Source organism: Curtobacterium sp. NPDC087082, assembly GCF_044745045.1.
GTDB lineage: Bacteria > Actinomycetota > Actinomycetes > Actinomycetales > Microbacteriaceae > Curtobacterium.
In genome coordinates this window covers 222098-244541 of record NZ_JBIUZN010000002.1, presented here as the reverse complement: position 1 = coordinate 244541, position 22444 = coordinate 222098, and the positions used below count along the sequence as shown (strand labels likewise).

Annotated in this window: 16 protein-coding genes; 7 read left to right on the top strand and 9 right to left on the bottom strand. The window is 71.7% G+C overall.

Translation table 11 applies throughout. The features are described from left to right. Nucleotides 1-4 precede the first annotated feature (4 nt). Both ACIPEP_RS06455 and guaA read left to right on the top strand, forming a co-directional pair. Nucleotides 5-451, top strand: a complete 447-nt coding sequence (locus tag ACIPEP_RS06455; RefSeq protein WP_070417720.1) for a DUF3817 domain-containing protein — start codon at nucleotides 5-7, stop codon at nucleotides 449-451. Then, on the top strand, nucleotides 448-2040 hold the full coding sequence (gene guaA, locus ACIPEP_RS06450; protein WP_092385237.1) for a glutamine-hydrolyzing GMP synthase: 1593 nt from the start codon (nucleotides 448-450) through the stop codon (nucleotides 2038-2040). The genes ACIPEP_RS06455 and guaA overlap by 4 nt, the downstream gene beginning before the upstream one ends. A gap of 288 nt (nucleotides 2041-2328) precedes the next feature. Here the strand turns inward: guaA and ACIPEP_RS06445 are convergent, their stop codons facing one another. Then, nucleotides 2329-3192 (bottom strand): Bax inhibitor-1/YccA family protein, encoded by an 864-nt coding sequence (locus ACIPEP_RS06445; protein ID WP_070417722.1) that lies wholly within the window; start codon nucleotides 3190-3192, stop codon nucleotides 2329-2331. A gap of 209 nt (nucleotides 3193-3401) precedes the next feature. Next, complete coding sequence (locus ACIPEP_RS06440) at nucleotides 3402-3914, bottom strand: hypothetical protein (RefSeq protein ID WP_402716800.1); 513 nt, start codon at nucleotides 3912-3914, stop codon at nucleotides 3402-3404. Nucleotides 3915-3973: 59 nt separating this feature from the next. Here ACIPEP_RS06440 and ACIPEP_RS06435 point away from each other — a divergent pair, with 59 nt between their 5' ends. From ACIPEP_RS06435 to ACIPEP_RS06415, 5 genes are all read left to right on the top strand, one after another. Beyond that, the gene (locus ACIPEP_RS06435) at nucleotides 3974-4984 is read left to right on the top strand and encodes a glycerophosphodiester phosphodiesterase family protein (RefSeq protein WP_071294783.1); all 1011 of its coding nucleotides are present in this window, start codon (nucleotides 3974-3976) and stop codon (nucleotides 4982-4984) included. A 12-nt stretch (nucleotides 4985-4996) separates the two neighbouring features. Further along, on the top strand, nucleotides 4997-7462 hold the full coding sequence (locus ACIPEP_RS06430) for an ATP-dependent helicase (protein WP_402716799.1): 2466 nt from the start codon (nucleotides 4997-4999) through the stop codon (nucleotides 7460-7462). A gap of 94 nt (nucleotides 7463-7556) precedes the next feature. Beyond that, nucleotides 7557-9026, top strand: coding sequence for a pyridoxal phosphate-dependent decarboxylase family protein (locus tag ACIPEP_RS06425; protein ID WP_402716798.1), 1470 nt, complete (start codon nucleotides 7557-7559; stop codon nucleotides 9024-9026). After that, nucleotides 9023-10429 carry a lysine N(6)-hydroxylase/L-ornithine N(5)-oxygenase family protein gene (locus tag ACIPEP_RS06420; RefSeq protein ID WP_402716797.1) on the top strand — a complete coding sequence of 469 codons (1407 nt, stop codon included), beginning with the start codon at nucleotides 9023-9025 and terminating at the stop codon, nucleotides 10427-10429. The genes ACIPEP_RS06425 and ACIPEP_RS06420 overlap by 4 nt, the downstream gene beginning before the upstream one ends. After that, a complete protein-coding gene (locus ACIPEP_RS06415; RefSeq protein WP_402716796.1) occupies nucleotides 10426-12783 on the top strand; it encodes a GNAT family N-acetyltransferase in 2358 nt (785 codons plus the stop codon). Before ACIPEP_RS06420 ends, ACIPEP_RS06415 begins: the two co-directional genes overlap by 4 nt. 177 nt (nucleotides 12784-12960) lie before the next feature. Here ACIPEP_RS06415 and ACIPEP_RS06410 read toward each other — a convergent pair whose 3' ends face one another. The 7 genes from ACIPEP_RS06410 to ACIPEP_RS06380 form a co-directional block, all read right to left on the bottom strand. After that, nucleotides 12961-13599, bottom strand: coding sequence for a pyridoxal 5'-phosphate synthase (locus ACIPEP_RS06410; protein WP_071294778.1), 639 nt, complete (start codon nucleotides 13597-13599; stop codon nucleotides 12961-12963). An 18-nt stretch (nucleotides 13600-13617) separates the two neighbouring features. Next, nucleotides 13618-14316: an NUDIX domain-containing protein gene (locus ACIPEP_RS06405; protein ID WP_402716795.1), complete on the bottom strand. Its 699-nt coding sequence runs from the start codon at nucleotides 14314-14316 to the stop codon at nucleotides 13618-13620. Continuing rightward, nucleotides 14313-15905: a nicotinate phosphoribosyltransferase gene (locus tag ACIPEP_RS06400; RefSeq protein WP_402716794.1), complete on the bottom strand. Its 1593-nt coding sequence runs from the start codon at nucleotides 15903-15905 to the stop codon at nucleotides 14313-14315. Before ACIPEP_RS06400 ends, ACIPEP_RS06405 begins: the two co-directional genes overlap by 4 nt. Beyond that, nucleotides 15902-16732, bottom strand: coding sequence for a ribose-phosphate pyrophosphokinase (locus ACIPEP_RS06395; protein ID WP_402716793.1), 831 nt, complete (start codon nucleotides 16730-16732; stop codon nucleotides 15902-15904). Before ACIPEP_RS06395 ends, ACIPEP_RS06400 begins: the two co-directional genes overlap by 4 nt. A gap of 50 nt (nucleotides 16733-16782) precedes the next feature. Beyond that, nucleotides 16783-21153 carry an FtsK/SpoIIIE domain-containing protein gene (locus ACIPEP_RS06390; protein WP_402716792.1) on the bottom strand — a complete coding sequence of 1457 codons (4371 nt, stop codon included), beginning with the start codon at nucleotides 21151-21153 and terminating at the stop codon, nucleotides 16783-16785. 208 nt (nucleotides 21154-21361) lie between these two features. Beyond that, entirely contained in the window at nucleotides 21362-21916 is a 555-nt protein-coding gene (locus ACIPEP_RS06385; protein WP_402716791.1) for a hypothetical protein, read from the bottom strand. Continuing rightward, nucleotides 21913-22410, bottom strand: coding sequence for a hypothetical protein (locus ACIPEP_RS06380; protein ID WP_402716790.1), 498 nt, complete (start codon nucleotides 22408-22410; stop codon nucleotides 21913-21915). The genes ACIPEP_RS06385 and ACIPEP_RS06380 overlap by 4 nt, the downstream gene beginning before the upstream one ends. Nucleotides 22411-22444 lie beyond the last annotated feature (34 nt).

Below are 22444 nucleotides of genomic sequence, written 5' to 3'. Positions count from 1 at the left end.
CGATATGGCTCTGACCGTCCGTACCCGCGACATCCCGAAGATCCCGGGTGCGGTGAAGTGGTACCGCGTCTCGGCGTACATCACCGGCGTGCTGCTGCTCGCCCTGGTGGTCGAGATGGTCATCAAGTACACGCCGCTGCACCTCGAGATGCAGCTCGGCGGCGGTGCGTTCTTCGTGCCGGAGGGCACGGCGGGCAAGGAGCCCGGCACCTTCAACCTGTCGATCGGCATCCTCATCGCCCACGGCTGGCTGTACGTGCTCTACCTCTTCACCGACTTCCGTCTGTGGAGCATCATGCGCTGGAAGCCGATCCGCTTCCTGCTCATCGCCCTCGGGGGCATCATCCCGTTCATGTCGTTCGTGGTCGAGCACCGCATGCAGAAGATCGCCATGGACACCTACCACGAGCTGACCGCTGCCCAGCAGCGTGAGAAGGAGGCCGCTCGGTGAGCGAGACCGAACAGCGTCCCGTCCTCGTCGTCGACTTCGGTGCCCAGTACGCGCAGCTCATCGCGCGTCGGGTCCGTGAAGCGAACGTCTACAGCGAGATCGTCCCGCACTCGATCACGGCGGACGAGGTCCGTGCGAAGGACCCCGCGGCCATCGTGCTGTCCGGCGGCCCGTCGTCCGTGTACGAGACCGGTGCGCCCGCGCTCGACGGCGACATCCTCGACCTCGGCGTCCCCGTGCTCGGCATCTGCTACGGCTTCCAGGCCATGGCGACCGCGCTCGGTGGCGAGGTGGCGAACACCGGGCTGCGCGAGTACGGCGCGACCGACGTCACGCTCTCGCCCGGCACGAGCACACTCCTCGGCGACCAGCCGGAGTCCCAGGTGACCTGGATGTCCCACGGCGACTCCGTGGCGAAGGCACCCGAGGGCTTCGAGGTCCTCGCGTCCAGCGCCTCGACCCCCGTCGCCGCGTTCGCCTCCGACGAGCGCAAGCTCTACGGCGTGCAGTGGCACCCCGAGGTCAAGCACTCGGTGTACGGCCAGGCCGTGCTCGAGAACTTCCTGCACCGTGCCGCCGGGCTCCCCGGTGACTGGAACTCCGCGAACGTGATCGAGGAGCAGGTCGAACGCATCCGCGCTCAGGTCGGTTCCGCCCGGGTCATCGCCGGACTCTCCGGCGGCGTCGACTCCGCCGTCGCCGCGGCGCTCGTGCACAAGGCCGTCGGCGACCAGCTCACGTGCGTCTTCGTCGACCACGGGCTCCTCCGCGCCGACGAGCGCAAGCAGGTGGAAGAGGACTACGTCGCCTCCACCGGTGTGCGGCTCATCACGATCGACGCCGAGCAGCAGTTCCTCGACGCCCTCGCCGGCGTGAGCGACCCGGAGCAGAAGCGCAAGATCATCGGGCGCGAGTTCATCCGCACGTTCGAGGCCGCGGCCGAGGCCCTCGTGCTCGAGGCCCGCGCCGAGTCGGCGGAGGGGTCGGACGCCGGCGAGGTCAAGTTCCTCGTGCAGGGCACGCTCTACCCCGACGTCGTCGAGTCCGGCGGTGGCTCGGGAACGGCAAACATCAAGTCGCACCACAACGTCGGCGGTCTCCCCGACGACATGACGTTCGAGCTCGTCGAGCCGCTCCGCACCCTGTTCAAGGACGAGGTCCGCGCGGTCGGTCGCGAGCTCGGTCTGCCCGAGGTCATCGTCGGTCGCCAGCCGTTCCCCGGCCCGGGCCTCGGCATCCGCATCGTCGGCGAGGTCACGAAGGACCGTCTCGAGCTGCTCCGCGCGGCCGACAAGATCGCCCGCGAAGAGCTCACCGCGGCCGGCCTCGACGAGGAGATCTGGCAGTGCCCGGTCGTCCTGCTCGCCGATGTCCGTTCCGTGGGCGTCCAGGGCGACGGTCGCACGTACGGCCACCCCATCGTGCTCCGTCCGGTCTCGTCTGAAGACGCCATGACCGCCGACTGGACGCGCCTGCCGTACGACACCCTCGCGAAGATCTCGAACCGCATCACGAACGAGGTGCCCGACGTGAACCGGGTCGTGCTCGACGTCACGTCGAAGCCGCCGGGGACGATCGAGTGGGAGTAGTCCTCCCGCGCTGACGGCCCGGCACGCGTCCTGCGTGCCGGGCCGTCCTGCGTCCGGAGGGACCTTCTCGCGAACGGGCCTTTTCCGTCCCGCTCGGCGCCACCGACCGACGCGTTCCGCCCGCTCGGCGCACCACCCGCGGCGTGTCCTGCCCGCTCGGCGACGACGCTCGGCGACCACACCAGGCGCGCGGTCGAGCGGGGTCAGGACAGGGAGCGGGATCGGCAGGCCCGGGAACGACGAAGGGCCCCGGCGTGTTCGCCGGGGCCCTTCGGGTCGTGCCGAGTACTAGTTGCGCTGGCTGCTCGCGACGATGGCGAGGATGCGCAGGATCTCGAGGTACAGCCACACGATCGTGACGATGAGCCCGAACGCCGCCGTCCACGCGTAGATCCGGGGAGCGCCACGACGGACGCCGGTCTGGATCTGGTCGAAGTCGAGGATCAGCGAGTACGCCGCCATGACCACGACGAGTATGCCGATGATCACGCCGAGCGGGATGCCGAAGATCTCGAACCCGAGGGCACCGAACGCGGTCTGCGTCACACCGGTCCACATGAGGACGAGGTTGATGAGCGAGAACACCAGGTACCCGACCATCGCGACGAGGAAGAAGCGCGTGGCCTTCGGCGTCGCGCGGACCTTGCCGGAGGCGAACAGCGCGAGCGTCACGGCGAAGACGCCGAGCGTGCCGAACACGGCCTGCACGACGATGCCGCCGAACGCGTTCTGGTAGTAGTGCGAGATGCCACCGACGAACAGTCCCTGGGCGAAGGAGTACGCCAGGACGAGCCCGGGCGACGGCTTCTTCTTGAACATGTTGACGAGCGCCAGCACGAACCCGGCGACGGCGCCGATGATCCAGACGATCATCGGTGCGTTCCAGCCGGCCACGGCACCCACGACGAGCACGCCGAACGCGAGCAGCGTCTTGACGATGGTGTCCTCGTACGACATGCGGTCCGTGTCGACCGTGCTGGCCGCCGGGCGGTCGTACATGTACTGCAGCTGCTCGGGGGTCATCCCGCCCTGTGCCTGCTGCGGGGTCTGTCCCCAGCCGGCCTGCTGCTGACCAGCGCCGCGCCCACCCCAGGTGTTGGGCCCCTGGTTGTTGAAGGCGGGGGACTGGTCGAAACCGGGCTTGAAGGCCATGGTGTCCTCTTCCTTGGAGATTCGAGTCCTCTCAGCCTAGGTGGGCTCGGTCGCGGAAGGCTGAGGATTCGCGGCGAGCGGAAGCGGCCCCGTGGGGACCCGACGAGCGCAGCCTACGGTCGTGCGCTGCGTGCGCGCCCCGAACCGGCCCGGAGCCCGCCGACCGCTCACGGCGAGGGTCGGAACGGACCGGCACCGCGCCTCCTGGATCAGCAGTGCGCGAGCAGCGCGACCTCGGTACCGGTGGTCTCCGACCACAGCCGCGCGCCCTGCGTGTACGCGACCCGGACCGGTCCCACCGTGCCGCCGTCGCGCGCATCGCGGCGGACGTGCACGACGAGGTCGGCGGCATCGCCCGCGGCGACCGACGCGCCGAGCGCCGGTTCCGGCTCGCCCCAGTGCGCGGGGACCGGCCACTCGTCCGTCCCGTACCGGACCGGGTCCGACGCACCGTGCGGGTACCGGACCACGAACGCGTCGACGATGCGCACGCCGTCCCCCGGTGCGGACACCGCGCTGACGACGATCGGGTCGCCCGTCGGGTGGTCGAGCATCGCGATGCCGACGGTGGCGTCCGTGCGACCCTCCATGCAGACCTCGCCCCCGCCCTCGGCGAGGTGCAGGGGCGCCGATCCGGAGGCCGGCACGACCCACGCCGCGACGCCGACCAGCACCGTCGCCGCGGCGACGCTGCTCCGCTTCCACCCCCGGTCGAGCCCCATGCCGTGAACCTACCGGCCCCGGGACGCCGCGCGCCGGATGTGCCCGTAGTGTCGGGGCCATGACCCTGGTGATCGCCCACCGCGGCGCGTCCGGCTACCGTCCCGAGCACTCGCGGAGCGCGTACGAGCTCGCGATCGAACTCGGTGCCGACGCGATCGAGCCAGACCTCGTGCCCACGAAGGACGGCGTGCTGGTGCTGCGGCACGAGAACGAGGTGTCCGGCACGACCGACGTCGCCGACCACCCCGAGTTCCGGCACCTGCGCACGACGAAGACGGTCGACGGGCAGAAGACGACGGGCTGGTTCACCGAGGACTTCACGTGGGCCGAGCTGCGGACGCTGCGGACCCGCGAGCGCCTCCCCGCCCTGCGACCGGGGTCGGCGGAGCACGACGGCGAGGAGCCGGTCCTCCGCCTCGAGGACCTGCTCGCGATCCTCGACGCGGCTCCCCGGCCGGTCGGACTCGTCGCGGAGGTCAAGCACGCCGACTTCTTCGACCGCGCCGGCTTCCCGATGGGGCAGCTCCTCGACGGGGTCCTCGCCGAGACCGGGTGGCGCGGGGACGAGCGCCTCACCGTCGAGAGCTTCGAGAAGGGCGTGCTGCGGGACCTCCGGGAGCGCGGGACCGGCGGGCGGCTCGTCTACCTCCAGGAGGCGCGGGGCAGCGCGGCGGACGAGGTCGCGTCCCACGGGTCGCTGGCTCCCACGTACGCGGCCGAGCGGTCCGACGACGCGCTCACGGCCTTCGCGACGGAGTTCCACGGCATCAGCGTCGACCTGGGGACGCTGATGGCCGGGGTGGACAGCGTCGCGCTCGAGGATCCGGCACCCGTGCGGAGCGCCGTCGTCGACCGCGCGCACGAGGCCGGGCTCGCCGTGTACACGTGGACGCTGCGACCGGAGAACCGCTTCCTGCCGGCGCCGTTGCGTCGTGGCGGCGAGGTCGCGGCGTTCGGCGACTGGGAGCGGTGGTTCACCTCGGTCGTCCGCACCGGCGTCGACGGGGTGTTCGCCGACCACACCGACCTGGCCGTGCTCGCCCGCTCGGCTGTCGGAGGCCCGGCCTAGACTGTCCCGGACATGACGATCGTGCTCGACCCCTTCGACTCGACGCCCGGCCGTGCTGACGGTTCCGGCGCCGGTGACCGCGCCTACGACGACCCCTTCACCGCGGGTCTGAACCCCCAGCAGAAGGAAGCCGTCGAGTACCGCGGCGAGTCCCTGCTCATCGTGGCGGGCGCGGGCTCCGGCAAGACGAGCGTGCTGACCCGCCGCATCGCGCTGCTGCTCGCCAACCGAGAAGCCTGGCCGTCGCAGATCCTGGCGATCACCTTCACGAACAAGGCCGCGGCCGAGATGCGCGAGCGCGTGCGGGCGCTGGTCGGGCAGGCGTCCGAGGGGATGTGGATCTCCACCTTCCACTCGGCGTGCGTGCGGATCCTCCGGCGCGAGGCCGAGCGCTTCGGGTTCGCCCAGTCGTTCACGATCTACGACTCCGCCGACTCGAAGGCCCTGCTCAAGCGGATCATCAAGGAGCTCGAGGCGGACTCGCTCGGGCTGACCGTCGGCGCTGCGGCCTCGAAGATCTCGAAGCTCAAGAACGAGCTGCAGGACATCGACTCCTACGCCCGGAACATCAACGCGAACGACCCGCAAGAAGTCATGTTCACCGAGGTCTTCCGGCGGTACACGAACGAGCTGCGCCGGGCGAACGCGTTCGACTTCGACGACCTCATCGGCCAGACGGTGTTCCTCTTCCGTGCCTTCCCCGAGGTCGCCGCGCTCTACCAGCGCCGGTTCCGGTTCATCCTCGTCGACGAGTACCAGGACACCAACCACGCGCAGTACGCCCTCATCCGCGAGCTCACGCGGCCGGTCCCCGTCGAGCAGGTGGACAAGCTCGAGGACGCCGGGCAGCACGTCGCCCGCATGCGCGAGGCCGACGGGTCGATCGCCCCGGCGTCGCTGACCGTCGTCGGCGACTCCGACCAGTCCATCTACGCCTTCCGCGGGGCGGACATCCGCAACATCGTCGAGTTCGAGCGGGACTTCCCGAACTCGAAGGTCGTCCTGCTCGAGCAGAACTACCGGTCGACGCAGAACATCCTCGACGCCGCGAACGCCGTCATCGCGAACAACTTCGACCGGCAGGCGAAGAACCTCTTCACGGACGTCGGCGCCGGCGACAAGATCGTCGGGTTCACCGGCTACACCGGGCACGACGAGGCCCAGTTCGTCGCCGACGAGATCCAGCGCCTGCACGAGGACGGCATGTCCTACCGCGACATGGCCGTCTTCTACCGGACGAACTCGCAGACCCGTGCGCTCGAGGAGATCTTCATCCGGGCGGCGATCCCGTACCGGGTCCTCGGCGGCACGAAGTTCTACGAGCGCGCCGAGATCAAGGACGCCATGGCGTACCTGATCACCGTCGCCAACCCGGCCGACCCGATGGCGCTCCGACGGGTCCTCAACGTCCCGAAGCGCGGCATCGGCGCGGTCACCGAGACCACCCTGCAGCGCTACGCCGACGAGCACGAGACGACGATGCGGGACGCCCTCCGGCACGCCGACGAACTCGGGTTCGGGCCGAAGGTGCGCAACGCGATCACGGCCTTCGCCGCCCTGCTCGACGACGTCTCGTCCCGCGCCGGTACCCAGCCGGTCGTGGACACCCTCACGCAGCTGCTCGACGGCTCGGGGCTGCTCGAGAACCTCCGGAAGTCGCCCGACGCGCAGGACGCCACCCGTGCGGACAACATCGACGAACTGGTCGCGGTGACGCGGGAGTTCCAGAAGAACAACCCCGAGGGCACGCTGTCCGACTTCCTGACCGAGGTCTCCCTCGTCGCCGCGGCCGACGAGCTCGACGACTCGTCGGGAACGGTGTCGCTCATGACCCTGCACACGGCGAAGGGGCTCGAGTACGACGCGGTGTTCCTCACCGGCGTCGAGGAAGACCTGCTGCCGCACCGGATGTCGGCGAACGAGCCGGGTGGCCCGTCCGAGGAACGCCGGCTCTTCTACGTGGGGATCACCCGCGCCAAGAAGTCTCTCTTCCTGTCGCTCGCGATGACCCGCGCGCAGTTCGGTGACGTCAACGTGGCGATGCCGTCCCGCTTCCTGCAGGAGATCCCCGAGGGGCTCATCGAGTGGAAGCAGTCTCCCGGCATGGCGAACAGCCGCGGCGGGACCGAACCCCGGGCCCTCAACGCCCGACGGGGCGGCGGGATCGGTGGCTCGGGCGGCGGCGCCGGCGGCGGGTACCGCGGCGGTGGCGGCTGGGGCGGTGGCTCGTACGACCGGGCGGCCGCAGCGCAGAAGACCCGTCCGAAGACCGAGTGGGCGAACCGCGTGTCCGGGCAGGTCCGCGACAACGGCGACATGGAGCTCGTGGCCGGCGACCGCATCAAGCACGTCGACTTCGGCGAGGGGACGGTCTCGGCCGTGACCGGCATCGGCGCCAAGCGCATCGCCGAGATCGCGTTCGACTCCGCGGGCCGCAAGAAGCTCCTCATCAAGATCGCGCCGATCGAGAAGCTCTGAGGCGCTGAGCCCCTGACGCCGACGCGCCCGGCCATGTCGGGAGCGTGCTGCTGCGCGTGACAATCGCGGCGAGGTGAGGTTAGCCTTACCTAACGTGACAGCCCTCATCGAATTGTTGACCTCTGCCAACGCCGAGCGCTACCGGACCACCGTCACCACGACGGTCGACCGGCTCGCGGACCGCATCTCCGACGTCGACCGACCGACGACCGACACCGCCGCGGACGAACTCCGGGCCCGCGTCGCCGCCGTCGACCTCGACGCGGAACCCCTCGGGACGGACCGGGCGCTCGCCGAGCTCGACGACCTGTTCGTCCGCGAGGCCGTCTGGTTCCACGACCCGGCGTACCTCGCCCACCTCAACTGCCCCGTCGCGCTGCCCGCGGTCGCGGCGGAGTCGGTGCTCGCCGCCGTGAACACCTCGGTGGACACCTGGGACCAGTCGCGGATCGGGACCGACATCGAGCGGCACGTGGTGGCGTGGCTCGCCGGGCGCATCGGGTTCGCGGGCGGTGACGGGGTGTTCACCTCGGGCGGGTCCCAGTCGAACCTGCAGGCGCTGCTGCTGGCGCGAGAGGCAGCAACAGCAGCGGCAGCAGCGACGGCCCTGACGGCCCCGACGGCCCCGACGCTCACCGTCTTCGCCACCGCCGAGTCCCACTTCAGCGTCCGCAAGTCCGCCCGGCTCCTCGGCCTCCGCGACGACGCCGTCGTCGACGTCCCCACCGACCAGGCCGGCCGGATGCGTCCCGCGGCCCTCGCCGAGGCGATCGCCGCGGCCCGCACGGCCGGCCGCACCCCGATGGCCGTCGTCGCCACGGCGGGCACCACCGACCGCGGCGTGATCGACCCGCTCGAGCCGATCGCCGACGTGTGCGACCTCGAGGACGTCTGGCTCCACGTCGACGCCGCGTACGGCTGCGGCCTGCTCGTGTCCCCGACCCGTCGGCACCTGCTCGACGGGATCGAGCGCGCGCGGAGCGTGACCGCCGACCTGCACAAGTCGTTCTTCCAGCCGGTGTCGTCGAGCGCCCTGGTCGTCCGCGACCCCGCCGACCTCCGCCGCACGGCCTGGTACGCGGACTACCTCAACCCCGAGGACGCCGCCGAGCCGAACCAGGTCGACAAGTCCCTGCAGACCACCAGGCGGTTCGACGCGTTGAAGCTCTGGGCGACCCTCCGTGCGTCCGGCGCCGAGGCCGTCGGGCGGGCGTTCGACGCGGTGATCGACCTCGCGGCGGCGACGCACGCGATCGTCGACGAGCACCCGGACCTCGTGCTCGTCGCGCCGACGCAGCTCAGCACCGTGCTGTTCCGGTGGCAGCCCGCCGGCGTGACCGACGCGGACGCCGACGCACTGGTGGCTCCGATCCGGGCGGCCCTCCTCGCCGAGGGGCGGGTGCTCATCGCGAAGACCGTGATCGACGGGCGCCCCTGCAACAAGCTGACGCTGCTCAACCCGGAGACGACCCCGACGCAGATGCGCGCCGCGCTCGACCACGTCGCGGCGACGGCAGCGCGCGTCCGCGCGACCACCTCCGCCCCGGAAGGAGCAACGCGATGACCACCGCTGACGACCTCCGGTCCGCAGGCCAGACCGCCGACCGCCCCGTCCACGACCTGATCGGCATCGGCATCGGGCCGTTCAACCTCGGCCTCGCCTGCCTCACCGACCCGCTCGACGACCTCGACGCGGTGTTCCTCGACGCCGCCGACGGCTTCGCCTGGCACCACGGCATGATGCTCGACGACGCCACGGTCCAGGTGCCGTTCATGGCGGACCTCGTGACGATGGCGGACCCGACCTCGCCGTTCTCGTTCCTGGCGTGGCTCAAGGAGACCGGTCGGCTCTACCCGTTCTACATCCGCGAGGACTTCCACCCCCTCCGCAGCGAGTACGACGCGTACTGCCGGTGGGCCGCCGACCGGCTCGACACCCTCCGCTGGGGTCGCCGGGTCACGGCCGTCGAGCACGACGTGACGACCGACGTGTTCACGGTGCACGCCGAGACCGATCAGGGTCCCGAGACGTACCGCGCACGCCACGTCGTCGTCGGCATCGGCACGGAGCCGTCCGTCCCCGCACCCCTGCAGGGCATCGACGGGCCGGTGATCCACTCCGCCGAGTTCCTGCCGAACCGTGACGCCCTGCGCCGTGCCGGGTCGATCGCGGTGATCGGCAGCGGGCAGTCCGCCGCCGAGGTCTACCGCGAGCTGCTCGAGGACGTCCGGCGGGACGGCTACCGCCTCGACTGGATCACCCGCTCGCCGCGGTTCTTCCCGATGGAGGACACCAAGCTCACGCTCGAGATGACGAGCCCGGAGTACACGGACCACTTCCACGCCCTGCCCGAGGACGTCCGCGACCACCTCGGTCGCGAGCAGCGCGGGCTGTACAAGGGCATCAGCGCGGACCTCGTCGACGCGCTCTACGACCAGCTGTACCGGCTCAGCGCCGCGGGACCGGTCCCGACGACGCTCCGCACCGAGACCAGCGTGGTCGACGCCGTCTGGCTGGCGGACCGGGGGACGTACCGGCTGACGCTCCGGCACGAGCAGCTCGGCGAGACGTACGAGCACGAGGTCGAGCGGCTGGTCCTGGCGACCGGGTACCGACCGCGGTCCGCGGCGTTCCTCGCACCGGTCGAGCACCTCGTCGCCCGCGACTCCCGGGGGCGCCTGGCGGTCGCACGCGACCACCACGTCGACCGACTCGGCGGCCGCATCTGGGTGCAGAACGCCGAGGAGCACACGCACGGCCTCACCGCACCCGACCTCGGCATGGGGGCGTGGCGGAACGCGTCGATCATCCGCTCCGTCACGGGTCGGCCCGTGTACGGCCTGGAGGCACGGATCGCCTTCCAGGAGTTCGGCCTGCCCGCCTCCGCCCGCTCCACGGCACGTGGCAGCACCGCGGACGGCGCGCCGCCCCGGCACGCGACCGAGCGCGCGGAGGTCTCCGCATGACCGTCGACGCGACCACCCTGCCGGACGTGACCCAGGTCGGCGGCGCCGAGCCGCGCCTCCTGGCCGTCGAACCCGTGGACCCGGATCGTGACGCCGCCCTCGTGCAGTCGTGGCTCGCGCACCCCGCGTCGTCGTGGTGGGGCATGGGGCACGTCGACGTCGACGCGGTGCGGACGTACCTCGCGGACGTGCAGGCGGATCCCGCGCAGGCCGCGTGGCTCGGCCGTCGTGACGGCGTCCCGGTGTTCCTCGCGGAGACGTACGACCCGGCACGGGTCCTGCTCACCGACGTGTTCGCCGCCGAACCCGGCGACGTCGGCATGCACCTGCTCGTCGCGCCGCCGCCCGCCGACGGACGAGTGCACGGACTGACGAGCGCCGTCATGCGCACCGTCGTCGAGCACTGCCGCGACGTCCTCGGAGCACGCCGCGTCGTCGTCGAGCCCGACGTCCGGAACACCGCCGTGCACGCGAAGAACGCCGAGATCGGGTTCCGCGTGCTGCGCGAGGTCGACGTCGACGGCAAGCGCGCCCTGTTGTCCGTGCTCGACACCGACCGGATCGGGCTGCCCGACGGCGACGGGCCCGCGGCGCACCTCCGGCCGGAGCACCTCGAACCGGCCCAGCGGCACCTCGTGGCGAAGGCGATCGCCGAGTTCACGCACGAGCGCCTCGTGGCACCGCAGCCGGACGGCGACGCCTGGCGGCTCGACGCGGGGGAGTCGACCTACCGGTTCCGCGCGCGCCGGCACGTGCTCGAGCACTGGTCGATCGACGAGACGTCGCTGACCCGCACCCGTGCCGGTGCGGCGGCCCCGCTCAGCGCGCAGGACCTCGTCCTCGAGCTGCGCGACGTGCTCGGGGTCCCCGACGCGCTGCTCGGCACGTACCTCGAGGAGATCGCCTCCACCCTCGCGAGCGCCGCCGCGAAGCACCGTCGCGGTGGGCCATCAGCCGCGCAGCTCGCACGGGGGCGCACGGAGGGGACCGACCGCGTCGTCGCATCGTTCCAGGACGTCGAGTCGGCGATGACCGAGGGGCACCCGGCGTTCGTGGCGGCGAACGGGCGGATCGGGTTCGGGCTGGACGAGTACCGCGCCTACGCTCCCGAGGCCGGCGGTCGGTTCCGCTACCGCTGGCTCGCCGCACGCCGGGCCTGCACGCACCTCGCGCTCGCCGCGGACCGCACCGAGCGCGACCACTGGGCGGCCGAGCTCGACCCGGAGACCACCGCCGGGTTCCGGGCCGTTCTGGTGTCCCGGGGACTCGACCCCGACGACTACGTCTGGATCCCCGTGCACCCGTGGCAGTGGCAGCACCGGATCGCCGTCACGTTCGCGCCGGACCTCGGGCGGCAGGACCTGGTCGACCTCGGCGAGGGGCCGGACGAGTACCAGCCGCAGCAGTCGATCCGGACGGCGTTCGACCGCTCCCACCCGGAGCGCTCGTACGTCAAGACGGCGCTCGCCGTGCAGAACATGGGGTTCCTGCGGGGGATGTCGCCCGCGTACATGCGGAACACCCCGGCGGTGAACGACTGGGTCGCGGCGCTCGTGTCCGCGGACGAGACGCTGACCGGCGCCGGGTTCTCGGTCCTTCGGGAGCACGCGGCGATCGGGTACACCGGCGACGCATACCACCGGGTCGACGTGTCCTCACCGCAGCGGAAGATGCTCGCGGCGCTGTGGCGGGAGAGCCCGCTGCCGCGGGTGACGGACGGCGAGCGACTGCTGACGATGGCGGCGCTGCTGCACCGGGACGCCTCGGGTGACGCCGTCGTGTCGGCGCTGATCGAGGCATCGGGGCTGCCGGCCGACGAGTGGGTGCGGCGCTGGCTCGACGCGTACCTGCTGCCCGTGGTGCACTGCCTGACCGTGCACGACCTGGTGTTCATGCCGCACGGCGAGAACCTCGTGCTCGTCGTCCGTGACGGGGTCGTGGTGCGCGCGGTGATGAAGGACATCGGCGAGGAGGTCGCGGTGCTCGGGCGGCACGCCGACCGCCCGGTGCCCGCCGACATCGAGCGCATCGTGCACCCGGTGGACGACGACGAAGCGGCGCTGGCCGTGTTCACCGACGTGTTCGACGGGGTGCTGCGCTTCGTCGCCGCGATCCTCGACGACGACGGGGTCCTGCCGGAGTCGCGGTTCTGGCAGGTGGTGGGGGAGTGCGTCGACGCGCACGCCGCGGCCCACCCGGAGCGCCGGCGGCCGCTGGACCTGCGGGTGCCGGCGTTCGAGCACTCGTGCCTGAACCGGCTGCAGCTGCGGAACACGCTGTCGATGGTGGACCTGGCGGACCAGTCGTCGTCGCTCATCCGGGCGGGGGCGATGCCGAACCCGATCGCGCGGTAGCGCGGGCGCGCGCGGCGCGGGGCGGGGCGCGCGGCGCCCCGCCCCGCGCGCGCGGCGGCGGCTGGGTCGGTTCGCGTTCGCACAACCAAAGTGCGCTCGAGCCACGGGATTGCGTGGTTCGAGCGCACTTTGGTTGTGCGGTCGGCAGGCCAGCGGCCGCCCGCCGCTCGCGGCGCGCTACGGCTGCAGCCGCGCCGCCGACCACGCACCGTCGGCGAGCACGTACTGCAACCGCCGGTGCATCCGGTCGCGGCTGCCGTGCCAGAACTCGACGCGGTCCGGCTCGAGTCGCCACGCCACCCAGCCCTCCGGGCGGGGCACGTCGTCCTCGGACTCGTCGAGCAGCGCGTTCGCGTCGTCGATGAGGTCCTGCAGCGTCCGAGGCTCGAGCACCGAGGACTGGTCGGCGATCGCGGTGGCGGCGCGGGACTTCGGCGACCGGTCGGCGAACAGCGCGTCGGACTCGGCGTCGGAGAGCTGCACGGCCCGGCCCTCGAACCGCAGCTGCTGCATGGTCTCCCGCCAGTACACCTGGAGCGCGGCGAACGGGTTGTCGTCGAGCTGGCGGCCCGTCGGGCTGAGCGTCGAGGTCCCGAACACGAGCCCGCGGTCGTCGAGCCGCTTCACGTCCACGGTCCGCGCCGAGACCCGGCCGTCGGACCCCGCGGTGGCGAGCGTCATCGACATCGGCTCGGACACGTCGCCGTCCCGCGCCTCGTCGATCCAGGTGCGGGCGACGTCGAACGGTGATGCTGGCGGGTCGGTGTACTCCGGGAACGCGAACGAGGTGTCACCGGACAGCGGGGCGGAGGGCATGCCCCCACCCAACCGCGATCAGCCCGCCCACGTCCAGGTTGCCGGGGGACGGCCGCCACGGACCGCGGCCGTGGCCGGTGCGTCGGCCCGGACGAGCGCCGGGTTGGTCCGCAGCGCCCGGTTCGTGTTGCCCGGGTCCGGCTGCACGCCCGTCAGTGCGGTCTGCAGCGCGGAGGCGTCGGAGGTGGTGAACACCTCGCCGAGCAACGCGCGCGTGAGCGGCAGGTCGCGCCAGATCCGGGTGCGGACGTGGTCGAGGGCGGCTCGGATGATCGCGTCGTGGTCGAACGGGAGGCGCGGGTCGTCTCCCCCGGGCACGCGCCAGACCGCGGGTCCGGCCGAGGGCGGGGCCACCACAGCGGCCGCCGCGACCGGCGTCGGGGTCGTCACCGCCGGTGCCACGACGGCCAGGAAGGCGACGCTGATCGCGGCGCTCCGCGGGTCGCGGTCGGGTCCGTCGAACGCACCGACCTGCGCGAGGTGCCGGACCGCCGCCGCGTCGATCCCGGTCTTGGTGCGCAGTGCGCGTCGTGCACCGTCGGCGAGGAGTTCCGCACCCTCCAGGAGCACGCCGGGGAGCGCCTCCTGGCCCGCGTACGGCGCGTACTGGCGACGCGCGGTGGCGACCCGCAACCCGTCGCTCGTCGTGAACGACATCGGGACGACGTCGATCGCGATGAGCGGCTGGTCGCGGGCCGCCGAGGTGCCGTCCGTCACGCCGCCGTCTGACGGGCCGCGCGGTCGGCGCGCTCGGTGCGTTCGCGGCGGAGGGTCTCCCGCACGTCCGCGAACGACTGCAGGACCCGGAACCGACCGTCGACCCACACGGGCTGGAGCAGGCTCGTCGCCTCGTCCTCGGCGGTGGCCTGGTCGGTCTGGCGGATCTCGCCGGTTTCGTCGCGGTGCAGGGCGATCCGGCCCTTCGCGCTCTTCTTGCCGCTGCCCGTCTTCGGGTCCTTCTGGATGTCGACGGGCTCGCCGTCCACCAGCGCCCAGGTGGCCTTGACCGCGCTGCCGAGGTTGTCGCGGGTCATGTACTGGTACGTGTACGAGCCGATGCCGAGCACGATGTTGTCGCTCGCGTAGCCCTTGGCGGCGAGTCGCTCGTAGATGCGGCGGGCACGGTCGAGGGTGATGCTGTCGCCGTAGATCACGCCGATGTGCTGGTCGAGGACCTTGAAGCCCTGGTCGTTCACGGTGTGCCCGAAGATCTCGTCGAGGAGCTCCACGACACCCTTCTCCTCGTGGCTGCGGGCCGGGTCGGTCAGTGCCGCGGTGTCGACCCCGTGCACGGTGCCGGTGACGATGTCCACCGGGTCGCCCGAGTCCGGGCGGATGACGAGCTTGCCGTCGCGACCCGTGATCCGGTCCTTGAGCTGCGGCAGCGTCTCGGTGATCACCTTGAAGAGGTCGAACCCGTCGCTCACGGCCGACACGATGCCCGTCGGGTACACGTCGAGGATCTGCTCGAAGGTCGCCAGCTCGCCCTCGGCGCCGCGCACGCACATCACGCTGTGCTCGGTGGCCGGGACGCTCGCGGCCACCCAGCCGTTGTCACCCGGGTAGTAGCGGTCGATGAAGTCGAGCGACGGCATCGAGTCTGTGCCGAGGAACGAGAGGAGGTGCCCGGCGCCACCGGCCGCGGCCGACTCGATGCTCGACTGCCCTCGGAAGGAGAAGTCGTGCGCGGCGAAGTCGATGCTGGCCGGGTCGGCGCCGGTGCGGGCGGCCCAGTCCTCCATGAGGTCGCGGTACTCGAGTGCCTTCGTCGCGACGGTCGACGGGTGCCAGATCGAGGCCGACAGGGCCGTCTCGATGTAGTTCGGCAGCCAGAAGAACTCGTCGACGGTGTTCTCGACGGTGAGGGTCGCGACGCCGATCGGGGCGAGGGTTCCCTCGGGGAGCGCGCGGATCTCGAGCGGGAGGTACCCGAGGCGGTGGAGTGCCCGGATGTGCTCGGTGCCGATGTGGTTCGGGCCGAAGTACCCCTGCAGTGCCTGCTCGAACAGGCCGGCGACCTCGTCCTCGTCCGCGGCGAAGAACGGCGCCCACGCCTCGACGAGGGAGCGCTGGATGAACGCCTGCAGGCCGAACACCACGGCGTGCGTCGACTCGGGCATGTGCGCGTTCGAACGGTTCGTCCAGTTGATGAGGATCCGGGTGGTGCCGGCCGGGTAGACCTGCCGGTGCGAGTGCTTGTAGCCGTCGACGGCGAGGAGCGGGGCGATCGGGCTCGGGCCGGTGAGGCGGGGCGCGATGCCGGTGGTGCCGTCGGTGCCGGTCGTGGTGGTGTCGGTCTGCGTCATCGGATCTGCTCCGTCAGGTAAGGGGTGAGTTCGATCGTGCGCAGGCCCTCGATGGCGTTCTGCGCGGGGTAGGAGTCCGTCGTGACGATCTCCCCGAAGTGCTCGGCGAGCTGCGGGGCCCGGCCGGAGAAGACGCCGTGCGAGACCCAGAGGCCGAGGCGGTCCTTCGTCAGCCCCGTCGCGGTCGCGAGGCCCATGAACGTGCCGCCCCCGTCGCAGATGTCGTCGACGACGAGCAGGCGACCGGAGTCTGGCAGCGGCTCGCACGTGAAGCCGTCGAGCTTGCCGGTGTCCGGGTTGCGCTGCTTCTCGGCGCGGAACACCGGCAACCCGCAGGCGTCGGCGACGGCAGTCGCCCGCGCGACCGCGCCCTTGTCGGGGGCGATGATCCCGCTGTAGTCCGAGCCGGCGACGACCTGGTCGCGGACGACGGTCTCGCTCGTGACCACGGTCAGGCGCTCCATCAGGTCGACCATCACCGGCGAGTGCGGGTCGAACGCGATGACCTGGTCGATCCCGAAGCCGTTGACGACGTCGGCGTAGACCTTCGCGCCGAAGGGGAGGCCGCGGTCCTGCCGGGCGCCGGGCAGGTACGGGACGAGGGCGACGGACCGGGATCCGCGCTGCCGGACGGCGTCCGCCCACATGCCGAGCATGAGGAGGTCGTCGCCGTTCGTGCCGCGCAGGGTCGCGATCTCGATGAGGTCCCCCGCGTCGGCGTCGTGTGCGACCTTGACGTGTGCTTCACCGGCGGGGAACCGCATGGTGGAGAACGTCGGTGTCGCCTGGGTGCCCCGGGTGGTCCGGGTGCTGAGTTCGACTGCCATGACCCGACCGTACCACGGTATTTGTCAGTGTGACAAGAACCGGGGTGCGATCACGGGACCGGAACCTGCACCGACACCAGTTCGCCGTCGCCGAGGTGCACCAGCGCGGAGCCGACCTGCACCCGTTCGACGATGCTGCTGCGCGGCAGGCGCATGCCGAGCAGGTCGCCCTCGGTGATCGCCTGCGGGCTGAGGAGCGCCCCCGACCGACGTCGCTTCATGTCCACCTGCCAGCCCGTGAACCCGACGCCGAACTCGGCCGTCAACCCTGCCGCGACGATGGCCTGCCCGTTGTCCGCCGCGCTCTTCACGAAGCCCTGCAGCCAGCTCTTCGCGGGTGCGTCCTTGACGAGCTCGGCATCGTCGATGACGAGGACCCGGCGGCCGGGTTGTCCGTCGAACAGCGGTGCGAGGTCGGCCTCGGTGACGTCGACGCCCTCGTGCGCGCCGAGGACGCCGGGTTCGGACGCGAGGGCGCGCAGGGGCGACTGCCGCGGGGTGACGAGCACGATCTCGCCCCCCTCGCGCAGCACCGACCGTGCGATCGACAGCAGGACGGAGCTCCGACCGGACTTCGCGGGACCGCCCACGACGAACGAGCCCGCGGCGGCGAGGTCCGGCCCGATGGCGGTGAGGTCGTCCCCGCCGATGCCGACGAGGCCGAACAGGGCGGCGTCGTCGTCGCGCATCTCCCACGCCCGGTCGAACGGCACCGGCCCGGACAGCTGGTCGACGCGGAACGGCCGACGCGTCCGCTCGACGGAGCGGTCGCGTTCGGTCGCGAAGGTCGCGAGCGCGGTGATCGCCGCGGCCTGCGACTGGCCGGTGCCGGCGGCGGCGAGCAGGGCGATCTGCGTCTCGGTGGCGGACTCCGACGCGAACGCCCGTCCGTCCGGGACCTGCTCGGGCAGCTTGCGGGGGTTGAGCGACGCGAGGCCGTAGTCACCGCGGTCGGAGAGCCGGAGGACGAGCTTGTCCTCGACCAGGGTCGCCATCCGACTCGACAGGAGCTGACGGTCCCCGGTGACCACCAGGTGGATGCCGACGCTCGCCCCTTCGCGCAGGAGGGTCATCACCTGGTCGGTCGGTGCACCGTGGTCGAGTTCGCCGAGCGAGCCGACGAACCCTTCCCACCGGTCGAGCATGAACACGATGTGGGGGAGCCGGTCGGCCGGCACGACCGCCGCCGCGCGCTGCTCGACGATGCTCGCGAACCCGCCGTCGGCGAGGACCTGCTGCCGGCGGGCGAGCTCCTGGGTGAGCTTCGTGAGGAGACGCTGCGCGCGTTCGGTCTGCACACGCTGCACGACGGCGCCGGCGTGCGGGAGGGCCTGGATCGGCAGCAGCGCACCGTTGCCGCAGTCGAGCGCGTACACGTGGACGTCGGCTGCCGAGGTGTTCCGGGCGACCGCGGCGGCGATCGTGCGGAGCACCTGCGACCGACCGCTCCGTGGAGCACCCACCACGTAGAGGTGCCCGTCCGAGTCGAGGTCGAGGCTCCGGACGCGCTGCGCCTGCTCGGCCGGGAAGTCCTGCAGCGCGAAGGGCAGCGGGCCGACCCGGGCATCGGTCGTGCTGCTGTCGTCGAGCTCCCACGCCCGGTCGTTCAGGTCGGTGAAGAGCAGCGTCTCCGGCAGGGCGTCGAGCCACGGACGGTAGGGAGCCGGTCCACCGAGCTCCGTCGCCGCCTCGGCCACCGCACCGACCAGCTCCTGCAGGTCGGTGCGTTCCTCCGCCTGCAGCTCCTTCGACTTCGGTGGCGCCGGTGGGGTGGTGCCGAGCGACGACCACGAGACGGCTCCGGCCCAGACCTGCTTGCGTCCGGTCGACAGCCCCGGACGCCGGCCGCCCACCCGACCGGCCTGGAACGGCAGCAGCGCGCCGGCACCGAGCCGGATGTACCCGCGGCCGGGCGTGCTCTTCTGGATCTGCGCCGCGTCACCGGCGTCGATGACGTCGGTGCTCTCGCTCGAGTCCGTGACCCGGAGCGCGATCCGGAGGTTCGTGTTGGCGCGGATGTCGTTCGACACGACACCCGTCGGACGCTGCGTGGCGAGGAGGAGGTGGATGCCGAGCGACCGTCCCCGCTGTGCGATGTTGACCAGGCCCGTGACGAAGTCCGGGAGCTCGCGCACGAGACTCGCGAACTCGTCGATCACGATGAGCAGGCGCGGCATCGGCGGCAGCGGCTCACCGCGGACGAGGCGGTCGACGTAGTCCTCGATGTCCTTCGCGGCGGCGTCGGCCAGCAGGTGCTCGCGGCGACGGAGCTCGGCGCCGAGCGACTCGAGGGCGCGTTCCACCAGGTGCGTGTCGAGGTCCGTCACCATGCCGACCGTGTGCGGCAGCGGCGCGAAGTCGCGGAACGCCGCACCGCCCTTGTAGTCGATGAGGACGAAGTTCATGCCCTCCGGGGTGTTCGTCGCCGCCAGGGACGCGACGATCGTCTGCAGCAGCTCGGACTTCCCCGACCCCGTCGTGCCGGCGACCAGGCCGTGCGGGCCGTCCTTGCGGAGGTCGAACGCGAACGGGCCGTCCAGGCTCTCGCCCACGACCACCTCGGTGGTGCGCGCACGCACGTTCCACTTGCCCGTGATCGCCCGCGCCGTCGGCGGTTCCAGCAGCATCACGTCGAGCAGTCGCGACGACGACGGCAGCCCACCGGCATCGCTCTCGTCGTCGGCGTCGACCATCGGCGCCACCGCCCGGGCGACGGTCTCGAACCAGCCGTCCGGGATGCGGTCCGGTCGGACGTCGGTGACCGTCGCCTGACGCTGGGTGGCGACACGGATGCGCTCCGGACCCACCGTGACGACGACCGAGCACTCCTCGGGCAGCAGGCGTGCCTCTTCCTCGATGCAGATCGCCCGGACGCCGACCGCGGGGCCCTCCTTGAGGATGCGGATCAGGCCCGGCAGTGCGCGCAGCCGTCGAGCGCCGTCGAGCACCACGACCACGTCGGGACCGGGGATCCCCCGCACGTTCGACTCGCGCATCGCCCGCTGCCGTGCGTCGATGAGCTGCCCGATCTCGGCGACCCGCGCGCCCAGCGTCTCGGCGTCGTTGCCGATCGCGATGACGGCGTCCTGCCCGAAGCCCGGTCGCGCCTGCGGCACCCATCGCAGCCACGCCCACTCGTCGGCGGACTGCGCGTCGGTGAGCACCACGAACTGGGTGTCCCGCGGGCTCTGCAGCACCGCGAGCTGCGCCACGAGCCACGACGTGAGGTGCCTGGTGTGCTCGTCGCGTCCGGCGACACCGACCACCCCGTGCTCGCCGAGGTCGACCACGACCGGCACGTCCTCGGCCAGCTTGTCGACCGCCCGCCGGTGCTCCAGCGCTGCCGGGTCCTCGAGCACGACGCCCGACGGCACGTCCGCCGTGCCGACGCGCAGCGTGAGGTAGTCGGGGTCGGTCCGCCGACGCTCCCACAGCCGGGCGCGACGGCGCAGGGCGATGTCGAGCACCGTCGCCGGGTCGGGCGCGCTGGTGCGTGACTCGCGCTGGTACCGGACCACTGCCTCCAGGGCGTCCGCCTCGACCGCCTTCTTCGTCTCCTCGTACTCGGCCACCCGCTGCCGGTGCGTCTTCTTGCCGTTGCGGCGGTCCCACCAGGCGTTGCCGAACATGATGATCGGCGACATGAGGCCGAAGGCCAGGTACGCGACGTTGTGGAAGATCGAGATCATCACGGCCGCCATGCCGAGCGGCGCGAGCGCCGCGATGATCGGGATGGAGCGGCGCGACTGTTGCCCCGGCGCCGCCGGCAGCTTGAAGACCGTCGGGGTCTCCTCCGGCAGCAGGCGCGGCGGCCGGGTGTAGTCGAGCGTCCCGCCACCTGGTGTCAGCGTGATCGCCGCCCGGTCGGCGTCCGGGACCGCGACCGACAGCAGCGTGTCGCCGATCGTGACGACGCTGCCGGGCTCGACGGACGTCTCCTCGTCGAGCTCCGTGCCGTCGAGGAGGACGCGCGAGCCGCGCGTCGGGATGATCGAGAACCGCCGGTTGAGGTCGAGGCGCAGGATCGCCGCGTACTCCGGGGCGGTGCGGTCCGGCAGGTGCACCGTGGCGTCCGGAGCGGAACCGACGTGTGCGATGCCCGCGTCCAGCACCACGACCGTGCCGGCTCCGGGCCCGCCCACGATGCGGACGCTCGGCAGGTCGGCCGGCAGCGGGAGGACCGGCGCGGGGGCGCCGAAGGTCAGGCGGGACCCCTCGAGCAGGACACCGTCACCGAGCCGGGCGTGCGGGGTCGTCGGGACGGCGTCGACCGCGACCTCGACGATGGACTCGGCGCTCAGGCCGAAGCGACGGGCGACGATCTCGACGACCTCGCCGAGGACGGTGTCCTCGTCGCACTCGACCACGAAGTCCGCGGTGGCGTCGGTCGGCAGGTGGGTCGCGGTGAACGTCAGGCGCACGCGGCACCTGCCACGTCGTGGGTCCTGGTCGTCGCGGAGCACCCCGTCGAGGCCCCCCGCAGCGTCGTGCTGCCGCTCATGGGTCGATTCTCGCAGGTTCCTGCGCCGCGCAGGCCGGGTTGCGTCCGGCTTGTGGATGGGCGGTCGGACTGGAGGCGCGGTGCAGGGGAACGGGTCGGCTCACCTGCGACGCGTCCAGCCCCAGCGCTCACCTCGCGTTGTGGATGCGTCGGACGAACGCCTCCAGGGACGTCTCAGCGGCAGTGAAGGCCTCAGCGTGATCGCCGAGACCGGTGACCGTGATGGTCAGGGTGCCGGATCGGAAACGCCAGCAGCGCGCGACCACGGCTCCCGTCGCATCGACGAACGGCCACGTCTCCGCTGTCTGCTCCCACACCGTCTGGGCGCCGGCGCGGAGGCCCTCGAAGGGCGGGATGCCGGTAGCGTCCAGTCTGTCTCCGGTCGCGGTGACGGAGACGGTCGTCGTGTCCGTCGGGGATGTGATTTGCGGGCGGAAGAACACGAACCGGAGGTCGGGCGCGCTCATCCTGCAGTGCTGCTCGAGCGACCCAGCGGTCAAGATGACCTCCACGGTCTTGAACGGTCGCACGTACCAGGGGAAGAGCCGGTAGGTAGTCGAGTTCGCCCAGCGCTTCGGCTTGCCCCGGACGTCCTCCGGCAGCGGGACGACCAACCAGTCCGCGCCGGCGAGGCCCTCGAGGTCGGGGAGGCCGACGGGCGTCGGGTCCGCGGCGCCGCTCATGACGTCTCCCGGAGTTCGAGGCTGAGCGCGAGCCGGTCCACGTGCGGCAGCGCGAGATCGACGTTGCTCTCGTGCGCGATCACCGATGTGAGCACGGCCGTGCGGGAGAGCGATTCGTCGGAGAACGGCTGCACCCATCGGACCGAGGTCTTGACGGATCGTCTCCGGAGGAACCTGCTCGGTTCCGAAGTGTGTCTGAGCAGGATCCGTGTGGCGGTACCCAGCGCGGTGCGTGTCGTCGTGATCTCGGGGTCAGCAGTGAGCGATCCATCGCGGCGCTCCGCCCAGGAGTCGTCGATCACGAAGTCGGCCGCTCCGTCTCCGACGAGGTAGTGCACCGCGGTGTGCGCGATGACGTGCACTGACGGTCTGTTCGTGGTGAGGACGGCGAAGTCCGGCGCCTCGAACGTGTCGCGGTACCGAGCAAGGTCGCTGAACTCGCGCACGAGGCGGGCACGGTCCCTCGACGACACGGCCGTCTCCGCGAAGCTCACCGCGCGAGTGGCAGCGGCCGTCCCGACTTCATCC

Excerpts from the sequence above, each read along its gene's own strand:
- ACIPEP_RS06435 (WP_071294783.1), top strand. The coding sequence starts at position 3,974 with ATGACCCTGGTGATCGCCCACCGCGGCGCGTCCGGCTACCGTCCCGAG.
- ACIPEP_RS06430 (WP_402716799.1), top strand. The coding sequence starts at position 4,997 with ATGACGATCGTGCTCGACCCCTTCGACTCGACGCCCGGCCGTGCTGAC.
- ACIPEP_RS06420 (WP_402716797.1), top strand. The coding sequence starts at position 9,023 with ATGACCACCGCTGACGACCTCCGGTCCGCAGGCCAGACCGCCGACCGC.
- ACIPEP_RS06395 (WP_402716793.1), bottom strand. The coding sequence starts at position 16,732 with ATGGCAGTCGAACTCAGCACCCGGACCACCCGGGGCACCCAGGCGACA.
- ACIPEP_RS06440 (WP_402716800.1), bottom strand. The coding sequence starts at position 3,914 with ATGGGGCTCGACCGGGGGTGGAAGCGGAGCAGCGTCGCCGCGGCGACG.
- ACIPEP_RS06455 (WP_070417720.1), top strand. The coding sequence starts at position 5 with ATGGCTCTGACCGTCCGTACCCGCGACATCCCGAAGATCCCGGGTGCG.
- ACIPEP_RS06410 (WP_071294778.1), bottom strand. The coding sequence starts at position 13,599 with ATGCCCTCCGCCCCGCTGTCCGGTGACACCTCGTTCGCGTTCCCGGAG.
- ACIPEP_RS06400 (WP_402716794.1), bottom strand. The coding sequence starts at position 15,905 with ATGACGCAGACCGACACCACCACGACCGGCACCGACGGCACCACCGGC.
- ACIPEP_RS06445 (WP_070417722.1), bottom strand. The coding sequence starts at position 3,192 with ATGGCCTTCAAGCCCGGTTTCGACCAGTCCCCCGCCTTCAACAACCAG.
- ACIPEP_RS06385 (WP_402716791.1), bottom strand. The coding sequence starts at position 21,916 with ATGAGCGGCGCCGCGGACCCGACGCCCGTCGGCCTCCCCGACCTCGAG.
- ACIPEP_RS06415 (WP_402716796.1), top strand. The coding sequence starts at position 10,426 with ATGACCGTCGACGCGACCACCCTGCCGGACGTGACCCAGGTCGGCGGC.